This is a genomic window from Pseudomonas tolaasii NCPPB 2192, from assembly GCF_002813445.1.
Taxonomy (GTDB): Bacteria; Pseudomonadota; Gammaproteobacteria; order Pseudomonadales; family Pseudomonadaceae; genus Aquipseudomonas; species Aquipseudomonas tolaasii.
Window position 1 is genome coordinate 2,686,499 of sequence record NZ_PHHD01000001.1, and the last position, 15,479, is coordinate 2,701,977.

Genomic DNA, 15,479 nt, shown 5'->3' on the forward strand with positions numbered 1-15,479 from the left:
AAAACTCAGCGTCTGGGGGAGGGGCCGCTTCGCGCCCCAACGCGGGGCAAGCCCGCTCGCCACAAGGAGGCAGAGCTGGTAGCGTTGCTGCCACTAAACGCTCTGTGGGAAAACGTTACTGATGCAGTTGGGCAAATGGATGCACACCGGCGCAATGCTGGTGGGCTTGAGTTTTTTACTGGGAGGCTGCGCAAGTGTTTCGCGCACCTCAACCTCGCTGGACCAACTGCTTGCCGACCCGGCGTTGCACGGCGCCACGGTGTCGCTGACGGTGCGCGATGCGCAAAGCGGCAAAACGCTGTATCAACACAACCCGCGCACGCGGCTGGTGCCGGCCTCCAACCTCAAGTTGCTGACCACCGCCGCCGCCATGGATGTGCTGGGCCCGCAATACCGTTTCGCCACGCAATTGCTGAGCAACGGCATCCGCCAGGGCGATCGTCTGACGGGCAACTTGTACCTGCGTGGCCTGGGTGACCCGACCCTCCAGTTCGCCGACTATCAGGCACTCGCCGCACAACTCGCCAGCCAGGGCATCCGCCAGGTGCAGGGCGACCTGGTGTTCGACGACACCTGGTTTGACGCCGAGCGGCTGGGTGTGGACTGGTCCCACGACGACGAAAGCACCTATTACGGCGCGCAGATTTCGGCGTTGACCGTGTCGCCCAACACCGATTTCGACGCCGGCACCGTGCTGGTCACGGCCAAGGCACCGGTACGCGGCGGTCAGCCGGTGAGTGTGGAGATTTTCCCGCCCACCGATTACCTGCAACTGAGCAACCGCGCCATCAGCGGGCCGGGCAACACTTACGCGATCAACCGGCGCCACGGCACCAACCTGCTGCAACTGAGCGGCGCGGTGGTGCCCGGCAAGCAAAGCCAACAATTGATCAGCGTATGGGAGCCGACGCAACTGGTCGCCAACCTGTTTGAACAGGCCTTGGCGCAGCAGGGGATCAGTGTGGCCGGGCGGCGGATCATCGGCGGCGCAACCCCGGTGGCCGTCACCGTGCTGGCCGAGCATCAGTCGGCGCCGTTGCAGGAGCTGATCACGCCATTGCTCAAACTGTCGAACAACAACATGTCCGAAGCCTTGCTCAAGGCCATGGGGCGCAAGGCGTCCAACAGCGGCACGGCGGCGGCGGGCGCGGTGGCGGTGGCCGGGTTCCTCAAGCGTCAGGGGCTGGACACCGCCACCTTGAATCAGGTGGATGGTTCGGGGTTGTCGCGGCTTAACCTGGTGTCGTCGCAGACGCTCACTGACGTGCTGCTCGCGGCGAACAAACAGCCATGGTTCAACGCCTGGTACAACGCGTTGCCGATTGCCGGCAACACCGACCGCATGACCGGCGGCAGCCTGCGCTATCGCCTGCGCGGCACGCCTGTGCAAAACAACCTGCATGCCAAGACCGGCTCCATGGGCGGCGTGTCGTCGTTGAGCGGTTACATCACCGACGCCCACGGGCGCCGGTTGGTGTTCTCGATGATCAGCAATAACTATGTGGTGGCAGGCGCGCAGGTCAAAGCCGTGGAAAACCGCGTGGCGCTGGCCTTGTCACGATGGGGCGATTGATTCAGGGCTGGTAGCCCATACGCCAGCTTACGGCCCGGGTCGCTGCCAGCAACTGCTGCGCTGCTGGGCCATCTTCGTCTGCGTGGAACAGCGAGGTGGGGCCGACCACCGTCATCACCGCCGCCACTTGCCCGACCGCGTTGAACACCGGCGCCGACAACGCATCAACGCCGGGCATCAGCAAACCATGCACAAAATGCAGGCCACGGCTGCGGATTTGCTCGCAGGCGCTGGCGTAGGCCTGGTCGTCCGCGAGCGCGTGGGCGGTGCCGGCCTGGATCTCGCGCTCACGCAACTCCACGGTTTCCCGCGACGGCAGATAGGCGCTGAACACCAGCCCGGTGGACGAACTGAGCAGCGGCAGCACTGAACCCAATTGCGTCACCACCGTGACCGCGCGCACCGCCGGCTCGATCTGCACCACCGTCGCGCCCTGGTTGCCCCACACCGCCAGGAAGCAGGTTTCGTTCAATTCATCGCGCAGCTCCGCCAGGGGCATCGCGCCGACTTTCAGCACGTCCATGCTGCCCAGCGCGGCCAACCCCACGCGCAAGGCTTCGCGGCCCAGGCCGTAATGGTTGGTGGCGGCGTTTTGTTCGGCAAACCCCGAAGCGATCAATGCCTGCAGATAGCGATGCACCTTGCTCGCCGGCATCTGCACGTGGTCGGCCAGGCGCGACAAGGACGTTGCGGGCGAGAGTTCGGCCAGCGCCTTGAGGATGTCGGTGCCCACTTCGGCCGAGCGGACTTTCTGTTTACCGGTGTCGCGGGGCTTTTCCATGGAGGGGCGAGAATCCGAGAGATGAATGGGCGTCTTTATAGCTTGACGGTCGATAGTGATCAAATTACGTTATGCGTAACTGGATTACGATAAAAACAACTTCTGTACAGAGGATGATCCATGAACCTCGAATACCTGTCGGGCTTCGGCAATGAATTCGCCAGCGAAGCCTTGCCCGGCGCGCTGCCCGTCGGCCAGAACTCCCCGCAAAAGGCCCCCTACGGTCTCTATACCGAACTGTTCTCCGGCACCGCCTTCACCATGGCGCGCAGTGAAGCCCGCCGCACCTGGCTGTACCGCATTCAGCCATCGGCCAATCACCCGGCGTTTGCAAGACTTGAGCGGCAGCTGGCCGGTGGACCACTGGGCGCCGTGACGCCGAACCGACTGCGCTGGAACCCGCTGGAAATGCCGACTGAAGCGACGGACTTTATCGACGGCCTCGTCGGCATGGTTGCCAACTCCGCGTCGGAAAAGCCTTCAGGCATCAGCATCTACAACTACCGCGCGAATCGCTCGATGGAGCGCGTGTTCTTCAATGCCGACGGTGAACTGCTGATCGTTCCCGAGCAGGGCCGCCTGCGCATCGCCACCGAATTGGGCGTGCTTGAAGTGGCGCCGCTGGACATTGTGGTGCTGCCGAGAGGCTTGAAATTCCGCGTCGAATTGCTCGATGCCCAGGCGCGCGGCTATGTTGCCGAAAACCACGGTGCGCCGCTGCGTCTGCCGGACCTGGGGCCTATCGGCAGCAACGGCCTGGCCAACCCGCGTGACTTTCTCTCGCCGGTTGCCCACTACGAAGATGTGAAAAAACCTACATTGCTGGTGCAGAAATTCCTCGGTGAACTCTGGGCCTGCGAGCTGGACCATTCGCCGCTGAACGTGGTCGCCTGGCACGGCAATAACGTGCCGTACAAATACGACCTGCGCCGTTTCAACACCATCGGCACCGTGAGTTTCGATCACCCGGACCCGTCGATCTTCACCGTATTGACCTCGCCGACCAGTACCCACGGCCTGGCCAACCTCGACTTCGTGATCTTCCCGCCGCGCTGGATGGTGGCCGAAAACACCTTCCGGCCGCCGTGGTTCCACCGCAACCTGATGAACGAATACATGGGCCTGATCCAGGGCGCCTACGACGCCAAGGCCGAAGGCTTCCTGCCCGGCGGCGCGTCGCTGCACAGCTGCATGAGCGCCCACGGTCCGGACGGCGAGACCTGCACCAAAGCGATCAATGTCGACCTGGCGCCGCACAAGATCGACAACACCATGGCCTTCATGTTCGAGACCAGCCAGGTGCTTCGCCCCACGCAGTTCGCCCTCGAATGCCCGCAACTGCAACCCTCTTACGACGCGTGCTGGGCCTCGCTGCCCGCCACCTTCAACCCGAACCGGAGATAACCATGACTGAGCCCACACCGACCCGCAGCTGGGTGACCTCCGCCAACGGTCACCGCGATTTCCCCCTGCAGAACCTGCCGCTGGGCGTGTTCAGCATCAATGGCTCGGCGCCGCGCAGTGGCGTGGCCATTGGCGACGCCATCCTCGACCTGCATGCCGCGCTGGATGAGTTTGACGGTGAAGCGCGCCGCGCCGTCGAAGCCACCGCCGGTGGCCAGCTGAACGCGTTTTTCGAGTTGGGCCGTGGCCCGCGCGTAGCCTTGCGCGAGCGCCTGCTCGAACTGCTCGCCGAGGGCAGCAAGCTGCACACCCGCGAGGCTCAGGTGCTGCACCGCGCCGCCGATTGTCAGATGCATTTGCCGGCGAAAATCAGCGACTACACCGACTTCTACGTCGGCATCGAGCATGCGCAGAACGTCGGCAAACTGTTCCGCCCGGATAATCCCCTGCTGCCTAACTACAAGTACGTGCCGATCGGCTACCACGGCCGCGCGTCCACCATTCGTCCATCGGGCACGGATGTGCGTCGCCCCAAAGGCCAAACGCTGCCGGCAGGGCAAACCGAGCCGACGTTTGGCCCATGCGCTCGCCTGGATTACGAGTTGGAACTGGGCATCTGGATCGGCCAGGGCAATGCCATGGGCGACGCCATTGCCATCGGCGACGCCGCCGACCACATCGCCGGTTTCTGCCTGCTCAATGACTGGTCTGCGCGTGACATTCAGGCCTGGGAATACCAGCCGCTGGGACCATTTCTGTCGAAAAGTTTCATCACCAGCATTTCGCCGTGGGTCGTCACCGCCGAAGCATTGGAGCCGTTCCGCCAAGCGCAACCGGCGCGCCCCGAAGGCGACCCGCAGCCACTGCCGTATTTGCTGGATAACCGTGACCAGAAAGCCGGTGCCTTTGACATCGAACTGGAAGTGCTGCTGACCACCGCCTCCATGCGTGAGCAGAACCTGCCCGCTCATCGCCTGACCCTGAGCAATACCCGGCACATGTACTGGACCGTGGCGCAAATGGTTGCGCACCACAGCGTCAACGGCTGCCAGTTGCAGGCCGGCGACCTGTTCGGTTCGGGCACCTTGTCCGGCCCGCAACCCGGTCAATTCGGCAGCCTGCTGGAAATCACCGAGGGCGGTAAAAAGCCGATCGAACTGGCCTCGGGCGAGGTGCGCAAGTTTCTCGAAGACGGCGACGAAATCATCCTGCGGGCCCGTTGCAGCCGTGAAGGGTTTGCCTCCATCGGCTTCGGCGAATGCCGTGGCACTGTGGTCGCGGCGCGCTAAGAGGGCAGGGCGATGGAACTCTATACCTATTACCGCTCCACATCATCGTACCGGGTGCGTATCGCCCTGGCGCTCAAAGGGCTGGATTTCGACGCGATACCGGTCAACCTGCTGGTGCCGCCGGGCGGCGCCAATCGGCAGCCCGAGTACCTGGCGATCAACCCGCAGGGTCGTGTGCCAGCGTTGCGCACCGATGAAGGCGAGTTGCTGATTCAGTCGCCCGCGATCATCGAGTACCTCGACGAACGTTATCCACAGGCGCCGCTGCTCTCCAAAGACCTGGCGATCCGTGCCCACGAGCGCGCAGTGGCATCGATCATTGGCTGTGACATTCATCCGCTGCACAACTCCAGCACGCAGAACCTGCTGCGTCAGTGGGGGCACGATGAGGCGCAGTTGCTGGAGTGGATCGGGCACTGGATCAGCCAGGGCCTGGGCGCCGTTGAGCAGTTGATTGGCGATAAAGGGTTTTGCTTTGGTGAGGCGCCGGGGATGGCTGACGCGTTTCTGATTCCGCAGTTATATGCGGCGGAGCGCTTCAAGGTGTCGCTGGCCGCGTACCCGCGCATTGGACGCGTGGCGGCATTGGCGGCCCAACATCCGGCGTTTGTGCAGGCGCATCCCGCCAACCAACCGGATACCCCTGCCACACCCTAAATCAATGTGGGAGCTGGCTTGCCTGCGATAGCGGTCTGTCAGTTGATTATCCACTGACTGGCACTCCGTCATCGCAGGCAAGCCAGCTCCCACATTTTGATCGGCGTCATGCTTATAAAAATAATAGGTACCTTGCGATGCACAATCAGATTGCCAGCTTTCGCGCGGCACTCGACGCCCGTCCGGTGTCGCGCTATCAGTGGTTGATCCTTCTGTTGCTGGCGCTGCTGCTGGTAACCGATGGCTACGATGCCCAAGTACTCGGTTATGTGGTGCCGGCCTTGGCCAAGGACTGGAGCCTGGAAAAGGCTGCGTTCGGCCCGGTATTCAGCGCCAACCTGTTGGGGCTGACATTGGGCTCTCTACTGGTGACGCCCCTGGCCGACCGCTTTGGCGTGCGGCGCATTCTGCTCGGTTGCGTGCTGATCTACGCCAGCCTCACGGTGCTGATGGTGTTCGCCAATTCGCTGACCACCTTGATGGCCGCACGGTTTATCTGCGGCATCGGCATGGGCGGCGCGATGCCGAGCGCCATGGCGTTGATGTCGGAATATTCACCACCGCGCATGCGTACATTGATGGTCACGTTGGCGGCGTGTGGTTTTTCGTTCGGTGGCGCGGCGGGTGGCTTTGTGGCGGCAGGCTTTATCGAAGGCTACGGCTGGCAGGCGGTGTTCCTGGCGGGCGGCGTGACGCCTTTGTTGCTGTTTCCGTTTTTGGTGTGGCTGCTGCCGGAATCCCTGCCGCGTTTGTTGCGGGATGCGCCGCCGTATTCGCGACTGCAAAAAGTCACCGCGCGCATGTTGCCAGGCTGGCAGCCACCGTTGGCCAGCGAGGCGGAAAACGCGCGCGAGCAGGGCAGCAAACTCACGGTGGTGGAACTGTTCCGCAACGGTTACGCGCGCCCGACCGTGCTGATCTGGGCGACCTTTTTTGTCAGCTTGATCCTGCTGTATTTCATGATCAGCTGGCTGCCGTCACTGTTGCTGGAAAGCGGTCTGGCCTTGAAAGAAGCCAACCTGGTGACCTCGATGTTCCTGTTCGCCGGTACCCTGGGCGCCATCGGCATGGCCTGGTTTGCCGACCGCCTCAAAAGCAAGGTTCGGCTGTTGTCCGGCGTGCTGGCGGCGGCGGCGGTGTGCACCATTTTGCTCGGTCTGAACCACGACAACCCGCGTTATCTGGTGGCTTTTGTGTTTGCCGCGGGGTTTTGCATCATTGGTGGCCAACTGACGCTCAATGCCTTTGCCAGCAACTTCTACCCGGCTCACGTGCGCGCCACCGGCACCGGCTGGGCATTGGGCGTGGGGCGATTTGGCTCAATCCTCGGGCCGCTGTTTGGCAGCATGCTGCTGGCGATGCACATTCCGGTGGAGCAGATCTTTTTCTTCTGCGCGATTCCGGCGGTGATGGCGGCGTTGTTGATTATTCAAGTGCGTTCGCCGGGGAGCGTGGCGCCGCAGAACCCGCTGCATGGAGATATCCTCAAGGCTCCTTCGCATCACTGATTCACTGCAGCTCCCACTTGTCAGTGCACCACTGAATTGGGCGGCAAATGCCCCAGCCGCTCGGTCAGGCGCAGGCGCTGGATCGGGTCTTCGCTGAGCAGCAAGGCATGTTCCAGGTCGAAGCGTTCGGCGCTCGGGCAGTCCAGGCGCTGGTACAGGCTGGCGCGTGCCAGGTAATCGGCAGCGCTGGCGTTGCCCAGTTCCAGCACGCGCTCGGCATCGATCAGCGCGTCGAGCGGGGCATCGTTGGAAAGGTGCAACTGGCGCAGGTTGCGTGACAGCCGCTGCAAAATCGCGCGGGGTTCGGCGGTGAGCAAATGGTCGGCCTGAAGCTTGAGGTTTGGCCCGTATTGCCGGTGCAGCAACTCGCGGCAATCGTTCGGGTACAGACGCCGTCCGCCGCAGGGGTCAAGCAGGTGATCGGCGCCGGGTACTCGCAGCAAAAAATGCCCGGGGAAGTTCACGCCCACCATGGGAATGTTGAGGCGTCGCGCCATCTCCAGCGCAATCAGCCCCATCACCAACGGCTGCCCGCGCTTGCGTTGCAACACCTTGTCGAGCAGGGCGGCGGCAGGGCGCAGTGGCGTAAAGTCGTCCTGGGCAAACCCCAGGTCATTCAAGCGGCGCAGCAAAGGTTGGCCGAGTTCATCGGCCGGCAACATCGGCATGCCCACGCTCACCTGTTGTTGCAGCACCAGCAGCTCTTGCAGGATCAGGGGCGGCTGCACGCTTGGGTCGTGCTCGGCGGCAATCCACAGCGCGGCTTCAAACAGCGCAGGGGGTGAGCGTTGCAGGCAGGCGAAAAAGGCGGTGCGGGGATTCATTGCATTCTCCGGCGGATGCCCCCGTTTTAGCCTCGCTGTGAAATTTCGTCCAGCATCTTAAGAAATATCCCACCTGCTTATGTCGCGTAGCCCGCGAAACCGCGCGGCTTATTCCAGCGTGCTCCGGCAGTTTTCTCCCGCAAGCCTATACTTGGGCCTCTACCAGAAGTGATTCGGGAGCTTGACGATGTTTGCTCTCATGCACAGCACCCGCCTTGAATCGCTGCACCTGAGCATCGACCCGGCTACCGGGCTGAAGGCGGTCATAGCCATTCATAACAGCCGCCTGGGCCCCGCCTTGGGCGGTTGTCGCTACCTTGCTTACCCCGACGACGAAAGTGCCGTGGCCGACGCCGCGCGCCTGGCCCAGGGCATGAGCTACAAAGCCGCCCTGGCGGGCCTGCCGGTGGGCGGAGGTACGGCAGTGATCATTCGCCCGGTGCATGTGGAAAGCCGGGCGGCGTTGTTTGAAGCCTTCGGTCGTTGTGTGGAAAAACTCGATGGCCGCTTCGTCACCGCCATCGACAGCGGCACCTCGGTGGCGGACATGGACTGCATCGCCCAGCACACCCGTTTCGTCACCAGCACCACCGCCGCCGGCGACCCGTCTTCCCACACGGCCATGGGCGTATTCACTGGCATCCGCACCACCGCCATGGCGCGGCTGGGCAGCGACAACCTCGAAGGCCTGCGCGTGGCCGTTCAGGGCCTGGGCAACGTCGGCTTTGCCCTCGCCGAACAGCTGCATGCAGCGGGCGCTGAACTGCTGGTCAGCGACATCGACCACGGCAAGGTGCAACTGGCCATGGAACAACTCGGCGCACACCCCATCGCCAACGACGCCTTGCTCAGTACGCCGTGCGACATCCTTGCGCCCTGCGGCCTTGGCGCGGTGTTCAACCGCCACACCGTCGGCCAATTGCGTTGCGCGGCGGTGGCGGGTTCGGCCAGCGCACAACTGACCAACCTGGACATCGCCGACCAGTTGGAAAGGCGCGGCATCCTTTACGCCCCGGATTACGTGATCAACTCCGGCGGCTTGATCTACGTGGCGCTCAAACACGGCGGTGCCGAACTGCCAGGCATCACCGCCCACCTGTCGAATATCGGCACGCGCCTCACTGAGATCTTCGCCCACGCCCAGGCTGAAAAACGCTCCCCCGCCCGTGTAGCGGATGAGCTGGCCGAGCGCCTGCTCTACAAATAACCCAGGCATTAAAAAGGCCCTGAGTCAGTAACTCAGGGCCTGTTCAATTCGGGCTTTACTCTGCCGTCGGGTTCAGCAACTCGGACAACGCGTCCGGCTGGCTCTTGAACGCCTTGGCAAATACATCGCGGTTTTTGGCCATGTAGATCCCGGCCTCTTCCACCTGCTGCTCGCTCAGGGACGGCACGGCTTTTTGCAACACTTCTGCCAGCAACTCAGCGAGTTCAAGCATTTTGTCATGACGGTCAGCTTCGGCTTTATCCATGAACAAACGCTCCAGATCTCGGCTGCTGCGGTATACCACTTCGACGGCCATTCACCACCTCACATGCCTTCACGATAGTTGTCTTTTGCGACTACTGTATTCATATACAGTGAAAAGGGTAAGCCAAACCACGGGGTTTGGGTAGCAGTTTTTTAATGTAGCCCGTAAATACAGGTTTGCAGTGCCTCATATCACCCCGCCATCATCTTATACCCGCCTCTGGCCTTTTTTCTGCATGCAGAACAACCGTCACGTCCAACCCGCACTATCCGGTCAAGTCGACCTAAGGAAGCATCATCGTGAAAATCAACTGGGCCGAAAAGCTGCGTCAGAACGTGCATGAACTGGCTGAATCCCTGGGCAACCTGTTCGTCGAGTCGTTCCACTATCTGGCGTTGTTCGCCATTGGTGCGGTGACGGCCTGGGCGGCGGTGATGGAGTTTTTGGGGATGCTGGAGAACGGGCACATCAAGATCGATGACATCTTGCTGCTGTTCATCTACCTGGAATTGGGCGCGATGGTCGGGATTTACTTCAAGACCAACCACATGCCCGTGCGTTTCCTGATCTACGTGGCGATCACAGCGCTTACACGCCTGCTGATCTCCAACGTATCGCACCACAACCCGCCGGACGTGGGAATCATCTACCTGTGTGGCGGCATTCTGCTGCTGGCGTTTTCGATTCTGGTGGTGCGTTACGCCTCGTCGGCGTTCCCCTCGGTGAAAGTCGAAGGCCCGCGCCGCAAGGGCGAGGCGAGCCTGGAGACCGAGAAGGGCGAGCTTTAAAGCCCGACGCTGAAGGGCAGGGTACGGGAGGGCGGTGGCTGCAGCAGTTTGTGGCTGTCGCCGTCGGTCATCAGCGCCAGGATCTCCATGGCGCTGTGGCCCTGCTCGATGGCGATGCCGAATTGAATGCTGTGCACCAGACGTTTGAGCCGTTGCGGGTCGTTGCGCTGTTCGGCGCTGATCATGCGTTTGGCGACCACGCCTGACTCGTCCGAAAGGGTCAGCATGATGCTGCCGTCCAGCCGTTGGATGCTCAGGTTGACACGGTAGGTTGGCGTGAATGTGTCGGTGATGATCTGAAAAGGATTGTCCATGGTGCGTTACCGCCTGATAAGAACATGCAGTCATTGACGACCGGTGTCGGGAATAGTTCGCGTCCCCTGACCACTGGCCAAATTCCGTTTCCCTCATCAGCTTCACAGCAAGGGCCGTGCCGTAGAGCCATTTCCCACGCACTGAAGCTCCAATGTGGGAGCGGGCTTGCCCGCGATTGCGGTGTGTCAGCCAATGGATACTTGGCTGAAAGAGCGCTATCGCGGGCAAGCCCGCTCCCACAGTTGTTTTGGGTTGTTATGGAGCGGGTGGGCTATTTCAGGGCAGCACGGAAAAAACGATCGCAGACAGCGCAATCAACCCGATCACCACGACAAACACATTCGACACTTGCCCAGAATACTGGCGCAAAGCTGGCACGCGGTGGATGGCGTACATCGGCATCAGGAACAACAGGCACGCGATGATCGGCCCGCCCAGGGTTTCGATCATGCCCAGAATGCTCGGGTTGAACGTCGCCACGGCCCAGCAGGTCAGCACCATGAACAGCGCAGTGCAGCGCTCCAGCCATTTGGAAGGCATTGCCCGGTTACGCCCGCGCAAGGATTTTACGATCAAGCCCTGGAAGCCTTCGCTCGCGCCGATGTAGTGGCCGAGGAAGGATTTGGTAATGGCCACCAGCGCAATCAACGGCGCGGCGTAGGCGATTACCGGGGTCTGGAAGTGGTTGGCCAGGTACGACAGGATCGAGATGTTCTGCGCCTTGGCGGCTGCGAGGTCGGCGGGCGACAGCGCCAGCACGCAACTGAAACAGAAGAACATCACCGTCAGCACCATCATGCCGTGGGCGGTGGCGAGGATGCCGCTGCTTTTGCGCTCGGCCTGCGCGCCATACACGCGTTTCTGGTCGACGGCGAAGGCGGAGATGATCGGTGAGTGGTTGAAGGAAAACACCATCACCGGAATCGCCAGCCACAGCGTCTTGAGGAACACCGGCATTGGCATGCCATCACCCGCCGAGGCGAAGAACGCGCCATTCCAGTTAGGGATCAGGCTGAACGCCAGCAACAGCAGGGCTGCGACGAACGGGTACACCAGCACGCTCATGGCCTTGACGATGACGCCCTGGCCGCACCGCACAATGGCCATCAGGCCGAGAATCAGCACCAGCGACAGGATCGCGCGAGGCGGCGGCGCCATGTGCAGTTGGTGTTCCATGAAGCTGCCGAGGGTATTGGTCAGCGCCACGCTGTACACCAGCAGAATCGGGAAAATCGCGAAGAAGTAGAGCAGGGTGATCAGCTTGCCCGCGCCGACGCCGAAGTGTTCTTCGACCACTTCGGTGATATCGCCGGACTTGCCTGACAACACAAAGCGCGTCAGCCCACGGTGGGCGAAGAAGGTCATCGGGAAGGCCAGCAGCGCCAGCACGATCAGCGGCCAGAAGCCACCGACGCCCGCGTTGATCGGCAGGAACAGCGTGCCCGCGCCGATGGCGGTGCCGTAGAGGCCGAGCATCCAGGTGGTGTCGTGTTTGGTCCAGCCAGTGGTAACGCTCGTGCTCGCAGCGGGATTTGCTTCTGAAGGTGTAGCGCCAGCAGGTGTACGTACATCGGTCATCGGTATTGCCTCGTTATTATTTTTGCGCGGGCTCACGTTGGGGCGGGTAGAGGTGCTCCGATCAGCACTCCACCCAGCTGACCGCCAGGCCGCCCCGTGAAGTTTCTTTGTATTTGTCGTGCATATCGGCGCCGGTATCGCGCATGGTGCGGATCACCCGGTCGAGGGAAATGAAGTGTTTGCCGTCGCCGCGCAGGGCCATTTGCGTGGCGTTGATCGCCTTCACGGCGGCGATGGCGTTGCGCTCGATACACGGCACTTGCACCAGGCCACCGACCGGGTCGCAGGTCAGGCCGAGGTTGTGTTCCAGGCCGATTTCGGCGGCGTTTTCCAATTGCTCCGGCGTGGCACCGAGAACATCGGCGAGCCCGGCGGCCGCCATGGCACAGGCGGACCCCACTTCGCCCTGGCAACCGACTTCGGCGCCGGAAATCGAGGCGTTTTTCTTGCAGAGAATGCCGACGGCGGCGGCGGCCAGGAAGAAATTGACTACGTCATCGTCGGACGCATCGGCGTTGAATTTCATGTAGTAGTGCAGCACTGCCGGGATGATGCCCGCTGCGCCATTGGTCGGTGCAGTGACCATGCGCCCGCCGGCGGCATTTTCTTCGTTGACGGCCAGGGCGAACAGGTTGACCCACTCCATCGCCGACAGGGTTGAAGTGATCACATTCGGTTTGCCGATTTCCAGCAGGCTGCGGTGCAATTTCGCCGCGCGGCGCGGCACATCCAAACCGCCTGGCAAGATGCCTTCATCGCGCAGACCTTGTTCCACGCACTCGCGCATGACCGACCAGATATGCAGCAGGCCGCTGCGAATTTCTTCATCGCTGCGCCACGCGCGCTCATTGGCCATCATCAGCTCGGAGACCCGCAGGCCGTGCTTGTTGCACAGGGCCAGCAGTTCGACGGCGCTGGAAAAATCGTAGGGCAATTGCACGTCGCTGGTGGGCGCCACGCCCGATTCGGCCTCGGCCGCTTCGATGATGAAACCGCCGCCCACCGAGTAGTACGTTTGCTCGCTGAGCAGGCCGTTTTCGCCGTAGGCGTGCAGGGACATGGCATTGGGGTGGTAGGGCAGGCTTTCGTCCAGCAGCAGGAGATCGGTGTGCCAGTTGAAGGCAATTTCCTGGCGGGCGGCGAGTAGCAGTTTGCCGGACTCGCGCAGTTGCTGGATGCGGGGGTTGATGGAGGTGGGGTCGACCTGATCCGGCCACTCGCCCATCAAGCCCACTACACAGGCGCGGTCGGTGGCGTGGCCGACGCCGGTGGCGGACAGCGAACCGTATAAACGTACTTCGACGCGGCGCGTGTCGCTCAACAGGTTTTGGTCGGTCAGGGCTTGGGCAAAGGTCGCCGCCGCGCGCATCGGGCCGACGGTGTGGGAGCTGGACGGACCGATGCCGACTTTGAATAGATCGAAAACACTGATAGCCATGCTAAAGCCTTACAAGCAATGGAGTAGAAATCGCTGCCATGTTTTGTAGGACGAGCGGAATTGGCGCGATACTGAGCCTCTGGATCGGCACTGACCAACGAATTATCCTAAGACACCCTTTAGCAGGACTAAACGCTATGACCCGGCCCCTTCATGGCCAGACCTATGTCTGGCTGCACGTTTTTTCCTGTGCCGCGCGGCATCTGTCGTTCACGCGGTGCGCTGAAGAACTGCACATCACGCCGGGGGCGGTGAGCCAGCAAATCCGCCAATTGGAGGAGCGTCTGGGCTTTCGGCTGTTCCACCGGCGCGCACGCGGCGTAGAACTGAGCGCCGAGGGGCAACGGCTGGCGGCGACGGTGAGCGAGGCTTACGGCAGCATCGACGCGGAGCTGCAGCGGCTGGACGCGGGCATGATCAGCGGCACCTTGCGCCTGCGCTCGATCCCGTCATTTCTGGGCAAGTGGCTGACGCCGCGCTTGCCGCGTTTGCAGCAACGTTTTCCGGATATCCAACTGCGCATGGTGGCCGAAGACAGCAGCATTGCCTTGCATGAAGGCGACTTCGACTTGGCCATCGACCTCAACGACGGCAGCTACCCCGGCCTGTTATCCACCGCTTTGCTCGATGAGCAGATTTTCCCGGTGTGTGCGCCCAGCTTGCTGCGCGCAAGGCCGCCCCTGCACGGCCCGGCTGACCTGGTGCATTTCCCGCTGCTGCACGACATTACCGCCTGGCGTGGGAGTTATGAGTATGCCGAGTGGGAGTTTTACCTGAATGCCATCGGCTATCACGACGCCGATGTGCGGCGCGGCCACACTTTCAACCGCAACCACCTGACCATCGAAGCCGCCATCGCCGGTATGGGCGTGGCCATCGCGCGTCGCACGTTACTCAACGATGAGCTGGAGCGCGGTACGTTGATCGTGCCGTTCGGCCTGGCCGTGCCCAACCACAAACGCTACGTGTTGCTGTACGCGCCGGGCGCACTGAGCCATCCGGGCGTGCGGGCGGTGCACGACTGGCTGGTGGAGGAAGCGGGGATTTTTCGCGGATTGCACCCGTTGGGAGAGGGGCAATTATGAGGTTGGCGGGGCGTAAGAAGATGTAACTAACTCCCCACCCTAACAGCGTTTTTGCTCGTAGTCAGACTTAATTTGTAATGTGGGATTTATCTTTGCAAAGGGGTTGAATTGTTTCAGCGGGTGCTCAATTGTGTAATCAAGAGGTCATGGTTTCACCACCCCGGTGTTGCAGTTTGTGACCTCTGGCGAGCTAGCTGAAATAAGGGAAGAACTATGCAAATCCAAGTCAATAGCGATAACCATATTGAAAGCAGCATCCGACTGGAGGAGTGGGTACGTACCACCATTGAGAGCACGCTCGAACGCTACGAAGAAGACCTGACCCGTGTCGAGGTCTACCTGCGGGATGAGAACGGCGACAAGCCCGGTCCCCACGATTTGAGTTGCCGCCTGGAAGCACGGCCAAAGGGCCATCAACCGCTTTCGGTTCTGCACAAGGCCGATACCCTGGAACAGGCGATCGACGGCGCCGCGACCAAGCTGGATCATGCGTTGGAACATCTGTTCGGCAAACTGCAAGGCAAGCCGCGCGCTGCCGGGAAAAACCAGCCGAGCACCAAAGTGAATGAAGACGAGCTTGAACAGGAGTTTCTGGAAAAAGAACGCGCCGTGTTCAACGGCTGATTGCTGACGGTTCTTTCATCCCCATCAAAACGGGCCTGCACATGCAGGCCCGTTTTCGTTTTAAGCGCTTTCGAACCTGGCGAGGCTGCGGAAGCGGTGGGTCTGGCAACGAGGATGTCGCCTGTGCTGCCGTCTTCGCAGGC

At 61.7% G+C, this 15,479-nt stretch carries 15 protein-coding genes; 9 read left to right on the forward strand and 6 right to left on the reverse strand.

Annotation, left to right across the window (positions count from 1 at the left end):
• Window positions 1-121 precede the first annotated feature (121 nt).
• The gene (gene dacB / locus ATI14_RS12445; RefSeq protein ID WP_031320488.1) at window positions 122-1,573 is read left to right on the forward strand and encodes a D-alanyl-D-alanine carboxypeptidase/D-alanyl-D-alanine endopeptidase; all 1,452 of its coding nucleotides are present in this window, start codon (window positions 122-124) and stop codon (window positions 1,571-1,573) included.
• Between the two features lies 1 nt (window position 1,574).
• On the opposite strand, the gene ATI14_RS12450 is transcribed toward dacB, so the two are convergent.
• Entirely contained in the window at window positions 1,575-2,354 is a 780-nt protein-coding gene (locus tag ATI14_RS12450) for an IclR family transcriptional regulator (RefSeq protein WP_016974589.1), read from the reverse strand.
• A 120-nt stretch (window positions 2,355-2,474) separates the two neighbouring features.
• On the opposite strand from ATI14_RS12450, the gene hmgA reads away from it, so the two are divergent.
• The 4 genes from hmgA to ATI14_RS12470 all read left to right on the forward strand — a co-directional run bounded on the left by hmgA (window position 2,475) and on the right by ATI14_RS12470 (window position 7,212).
• Window positions 2,475-3,758 (forward strand): homogentisate 1,2-dioxygenase, encoded by a 1,284-nt coding sequence (gene hmgA, locus ATI14_RS12455; protein WP_016974590.1) that lies wholly within the window; start codon window positions 2,475-2,477, stop codon window positions 3,756-3,758.
• A gap of 2 nt (window positions 3,759-3,760) precedes the next feature.
• Window positions 3,761-5,047 (forward strand): fumarylacetoacetase, encoded by a 1,287-nt coding sequence (gene fahA, locus ATI14_RS12460; RefSeq protein ID WP_016974591.1) that lies wholly within the window; start codon window positions 3,761-3,763, stop codon window positions 5,045-5,047.
• A gap of 12 nt (window positions 5,048-5,059) precedes the next feature.
• Window positions 5,060-5,704, forward strand: coding sequence for a maleylacetoacetate isomerase (gene maiA, locus ATI14_RS12465; protein ID WP_016974592.1), 645 nt, complete (start codon window positions 5,060-5,062; stop codon window positions 5,702-5,704).
• A gap of 137 nt (window positions 5,705-5,841) precedes the next feature.
• Window positions 5,842-7,212: an MFS transporter gene (locus ATI14_RS12470; protein WP_016974593.1), complete on the forward strand. Its 1,371-nt coding sequence runs from the start codon at window positions 5,842-5,844 to the stop codon at window positions 7,210-7,212.
• Between the two features lie 20 nt (window positions 7,213-7,232).
• Here the strand turns inward: ATI14_RS12470 and ATI14_RS12475 are convergent, their stop codons facing one another.
• Window positions 7,233-8,036, reverse strand: a complete 804-nt coding sequence (locus tag ATI14_RS12475; RefSeq protein ID WP_016974594.1) for a SirB1 family protein — start codon at window positions 8,034-8,036, stop codon at window positions 7,233-7,235.
• A 187-nt stretch (window positions 8,037-8,223) separates the two neighbouring features.
• Between ATI14_RS12475 and ATI14_RS12480 the strand changes: the two genes are divergently transcribed.
• A complete protein-coding gene (locus ATI14_RS12480) occupies window positions 8,224-9,243 on the forward strand; it encodes a Glu/Leu/Phe/Val dehydrogenase family protein (protein ID WP_016974595.1) in 1,020 nt (339 codons plus the stop codon).
• A gap of 55 nt (window positions 9,244-9,298) precedes the next feature.
• On the opposite strand, the gene ATI14_RS12485 is transcribed toward ATI14_RS12480, so the two are convergent.
• Window positions 9,299-9,559 carry a YebG family protein gene (locus tag ATI14_RS12485; RefSeq protein ID WP_016974596.1) on the reverse strand — a complete coding sequence of 87 codons (261 nt, stop codon included), beginning with the start codon at window positions 9,557-9,559 and terminating at the stop codon, window positions 9,299-9,301.
• A gap of 248 nt (window positions 9,560-9,807) precedes the next feature.
• Between ATI14_RS12485 and ATI14_RS12490 the strand changes: the two genes are divergently transcribed.
• Window positions 9,808-10,296, forward strand: a complete 489-nt coding sequence (locus tag ATI14_RS12490) for a phosphate-starvation-inducible protein PsiE (protein ID WP_017254513.1) — start codon at window positions 9,808-9,810, stop codon at window positions 10,294-10,296.
• On the opposite strand, the gene ATI14_RS12495 is transcribed toward ATI14_RS12490, so the two are convergent.
• The 3 genes from ATI14_RS12495 to ATI14_RS12510 form a co-directional block, all read right to left on the reverse strand.
• Window positions 10,293-10,610: a DUF3509 domain-containing protein gene (locus tag ATI14_RS12495; protein ID WP_016974598.1), complete on the reverse strand. Its 318-nt coding sequence runs from the start codon at window positions 10,608-10,610 to the stop codon at window positions 10,293-10,295. The two genes, ATI14_RS12490 and ATI14_RS12495, sit on opposite strands and share 4 nt — an antisense overlap.
• A 277-nt stretch (window positions 10,611-10,887) precedes the next feature.
• Window positions 10,888-12,189 carry a serine/threonine transporter gene (locus tag ATI14_RS12505; RefSeq protein WP_016974599.1) on the reverse strand — a complete coding sequence of 434 codons (1,302 nt, stop codon included), beginning with the start codon at window positions 12,187-12,189 and terminating at the stop codon, window positions 10,888-10,890.
• A gap of 61 nt (window positions 12,190-12,250) precedes the next feature.
• The gene (locus ATI14_RS12510) at window positions 12,251-13,627 is read right to left on the reverse strand and encodes an L-serine ammonia-lyase (protein WP_016974600.1); all 1,377 of its coding nucleotides are present in this window, start codon (window positions 13,625-13,627) and stop codon (window positions 12,251-12,253) included.
• A gap of 137 nt (window positions 13,628-13,764) precedes the next feature.
• Here ATI14_RS12510 and ATI14_RS12515 point away from each other — a divergent pair, with 137 nt between their 5' ends.
• Window positions 13,765-14,712: a LysR substrate-binding domain-containing protein gene (locus ATI14_RS12515; RefSeq protein WP_016974601.1), complete on the forward strand. Its 948-nt coding sequence runs from the start codon at window positions 13,765-13,767 to the stop codon at window positions 14,710-14,712.
• Window positions 14,713-14,925: 213 nt separating this feature from the next.
• Window positions 14,926-15,336 (forward strand): HPF/RaiA family ribosome-associated protein, encoded by a 411-nt coding sequence (locus ATI14_RS12520; protein WP_016974602.1) that lies wholly within the window; start codon window positions 14,926-14,928, stop codon window positions 15,334-15,336.
• The last annotated feature ends 143 nt before the right edge of the window (window positions 15,337-15,479 follow it).

Bases quoted from the DNA above. Each gene is read 5' to 3' on its own strand.
- ATI14_RS12475 (WP_016974594.1), bottom strand. From the start codon at position 8,036: ATGAATCCCCGCACCGCCTTTTTCGCCTGCCTGCAACGCTCACCCCCT.
- ATI14_RS12505 (WP_016974599.1), bottom strand. From the start codon at position 12,189: ATGACCGATGTACGTACACCTGCTGGCGCTACACCTTCAGAAGCAAAT.
- ATI14_RS12450 (WP_016974589.1), bottom strand. From the start codon at position 2,354: ATGGAAAAGCCCCGCGACACCGGTAAACAGAAAGTCCGCTCGGCCGAA.
- maiA (WP_016974592.1), top strand. From the start codon at position 5,060: ATGGAACTCTATACCTATTACCGCTCCACATCATCGTACCGGGTGCGT.
- ATI14_RS12510 (WP_016974600.1), bottom strand. From the start codon at position 13,627: ATGGCTATCAGTGTTTTCGATCTATTCAAAGTCGGCATCGGTCCGTCC.
- ATI14_RS12495 (WP_016974598.1), bottom strand. From the start codon at position 10,610: ATGGACAATCCTTTTCAGATCATCACCGACACATTCACGCCAACCTAC.
- ATI14_RS12515 (WP_016974601.1), top strand. From the start codon at position 13,765: ATGACCCGGCCCCTTCATGGCCAGACCTATGTCTGGCTGCACGTTTTT.
- fahA (WP_016974591.1), top strand. From the start codon at position 3,761: ATGACTGAGCCCACACCGACCCGCAGCTGGGTGACCTCCGCCAACGGT.
- ATI14_RS12480 (WP_016974595.1), top strand. From the start codon at position 8,224: ATGTTTGCTCTCATGCACAGCACCCGCCTTGAATCGCTGCACCTGAGC.
- ATI14_RS12520 (WP_016974602.1), top strand. From the start codon at position 14,926: ATGCAAATCCAAGTCAATAGCGATAACCATATTGAAAGCAGCATCCGA.
- hmgA (WP_016974590.1), top strand. From the start codon at position 2,475: ATGAACCTCGAATACCTGTCGGGCTTCGGCAATGAATTCGCCAGCGAA.
- ATI14_RS12485 (WP_016974596.1), bottom strand. From the start codon at position 9,559: ATGGCCGTCGAAGTGGTATACCGCAGCAGCCGAGATCTGGAGCGTTTG.
- dacB (WP_031320488.1), top strand. From the start codon at position 122: ATGCAGTTGGGCAAATGGATGCACACCGGCGCAATGCTGGTGGGCTTG.
- ATI14_RS12470 (WP_016974593.1), top strand. From the start codon at position 5,842: ATGCACAATCAGATTGCCAGCTTTCGCGCGGCACTCGACGCCCGTCCG.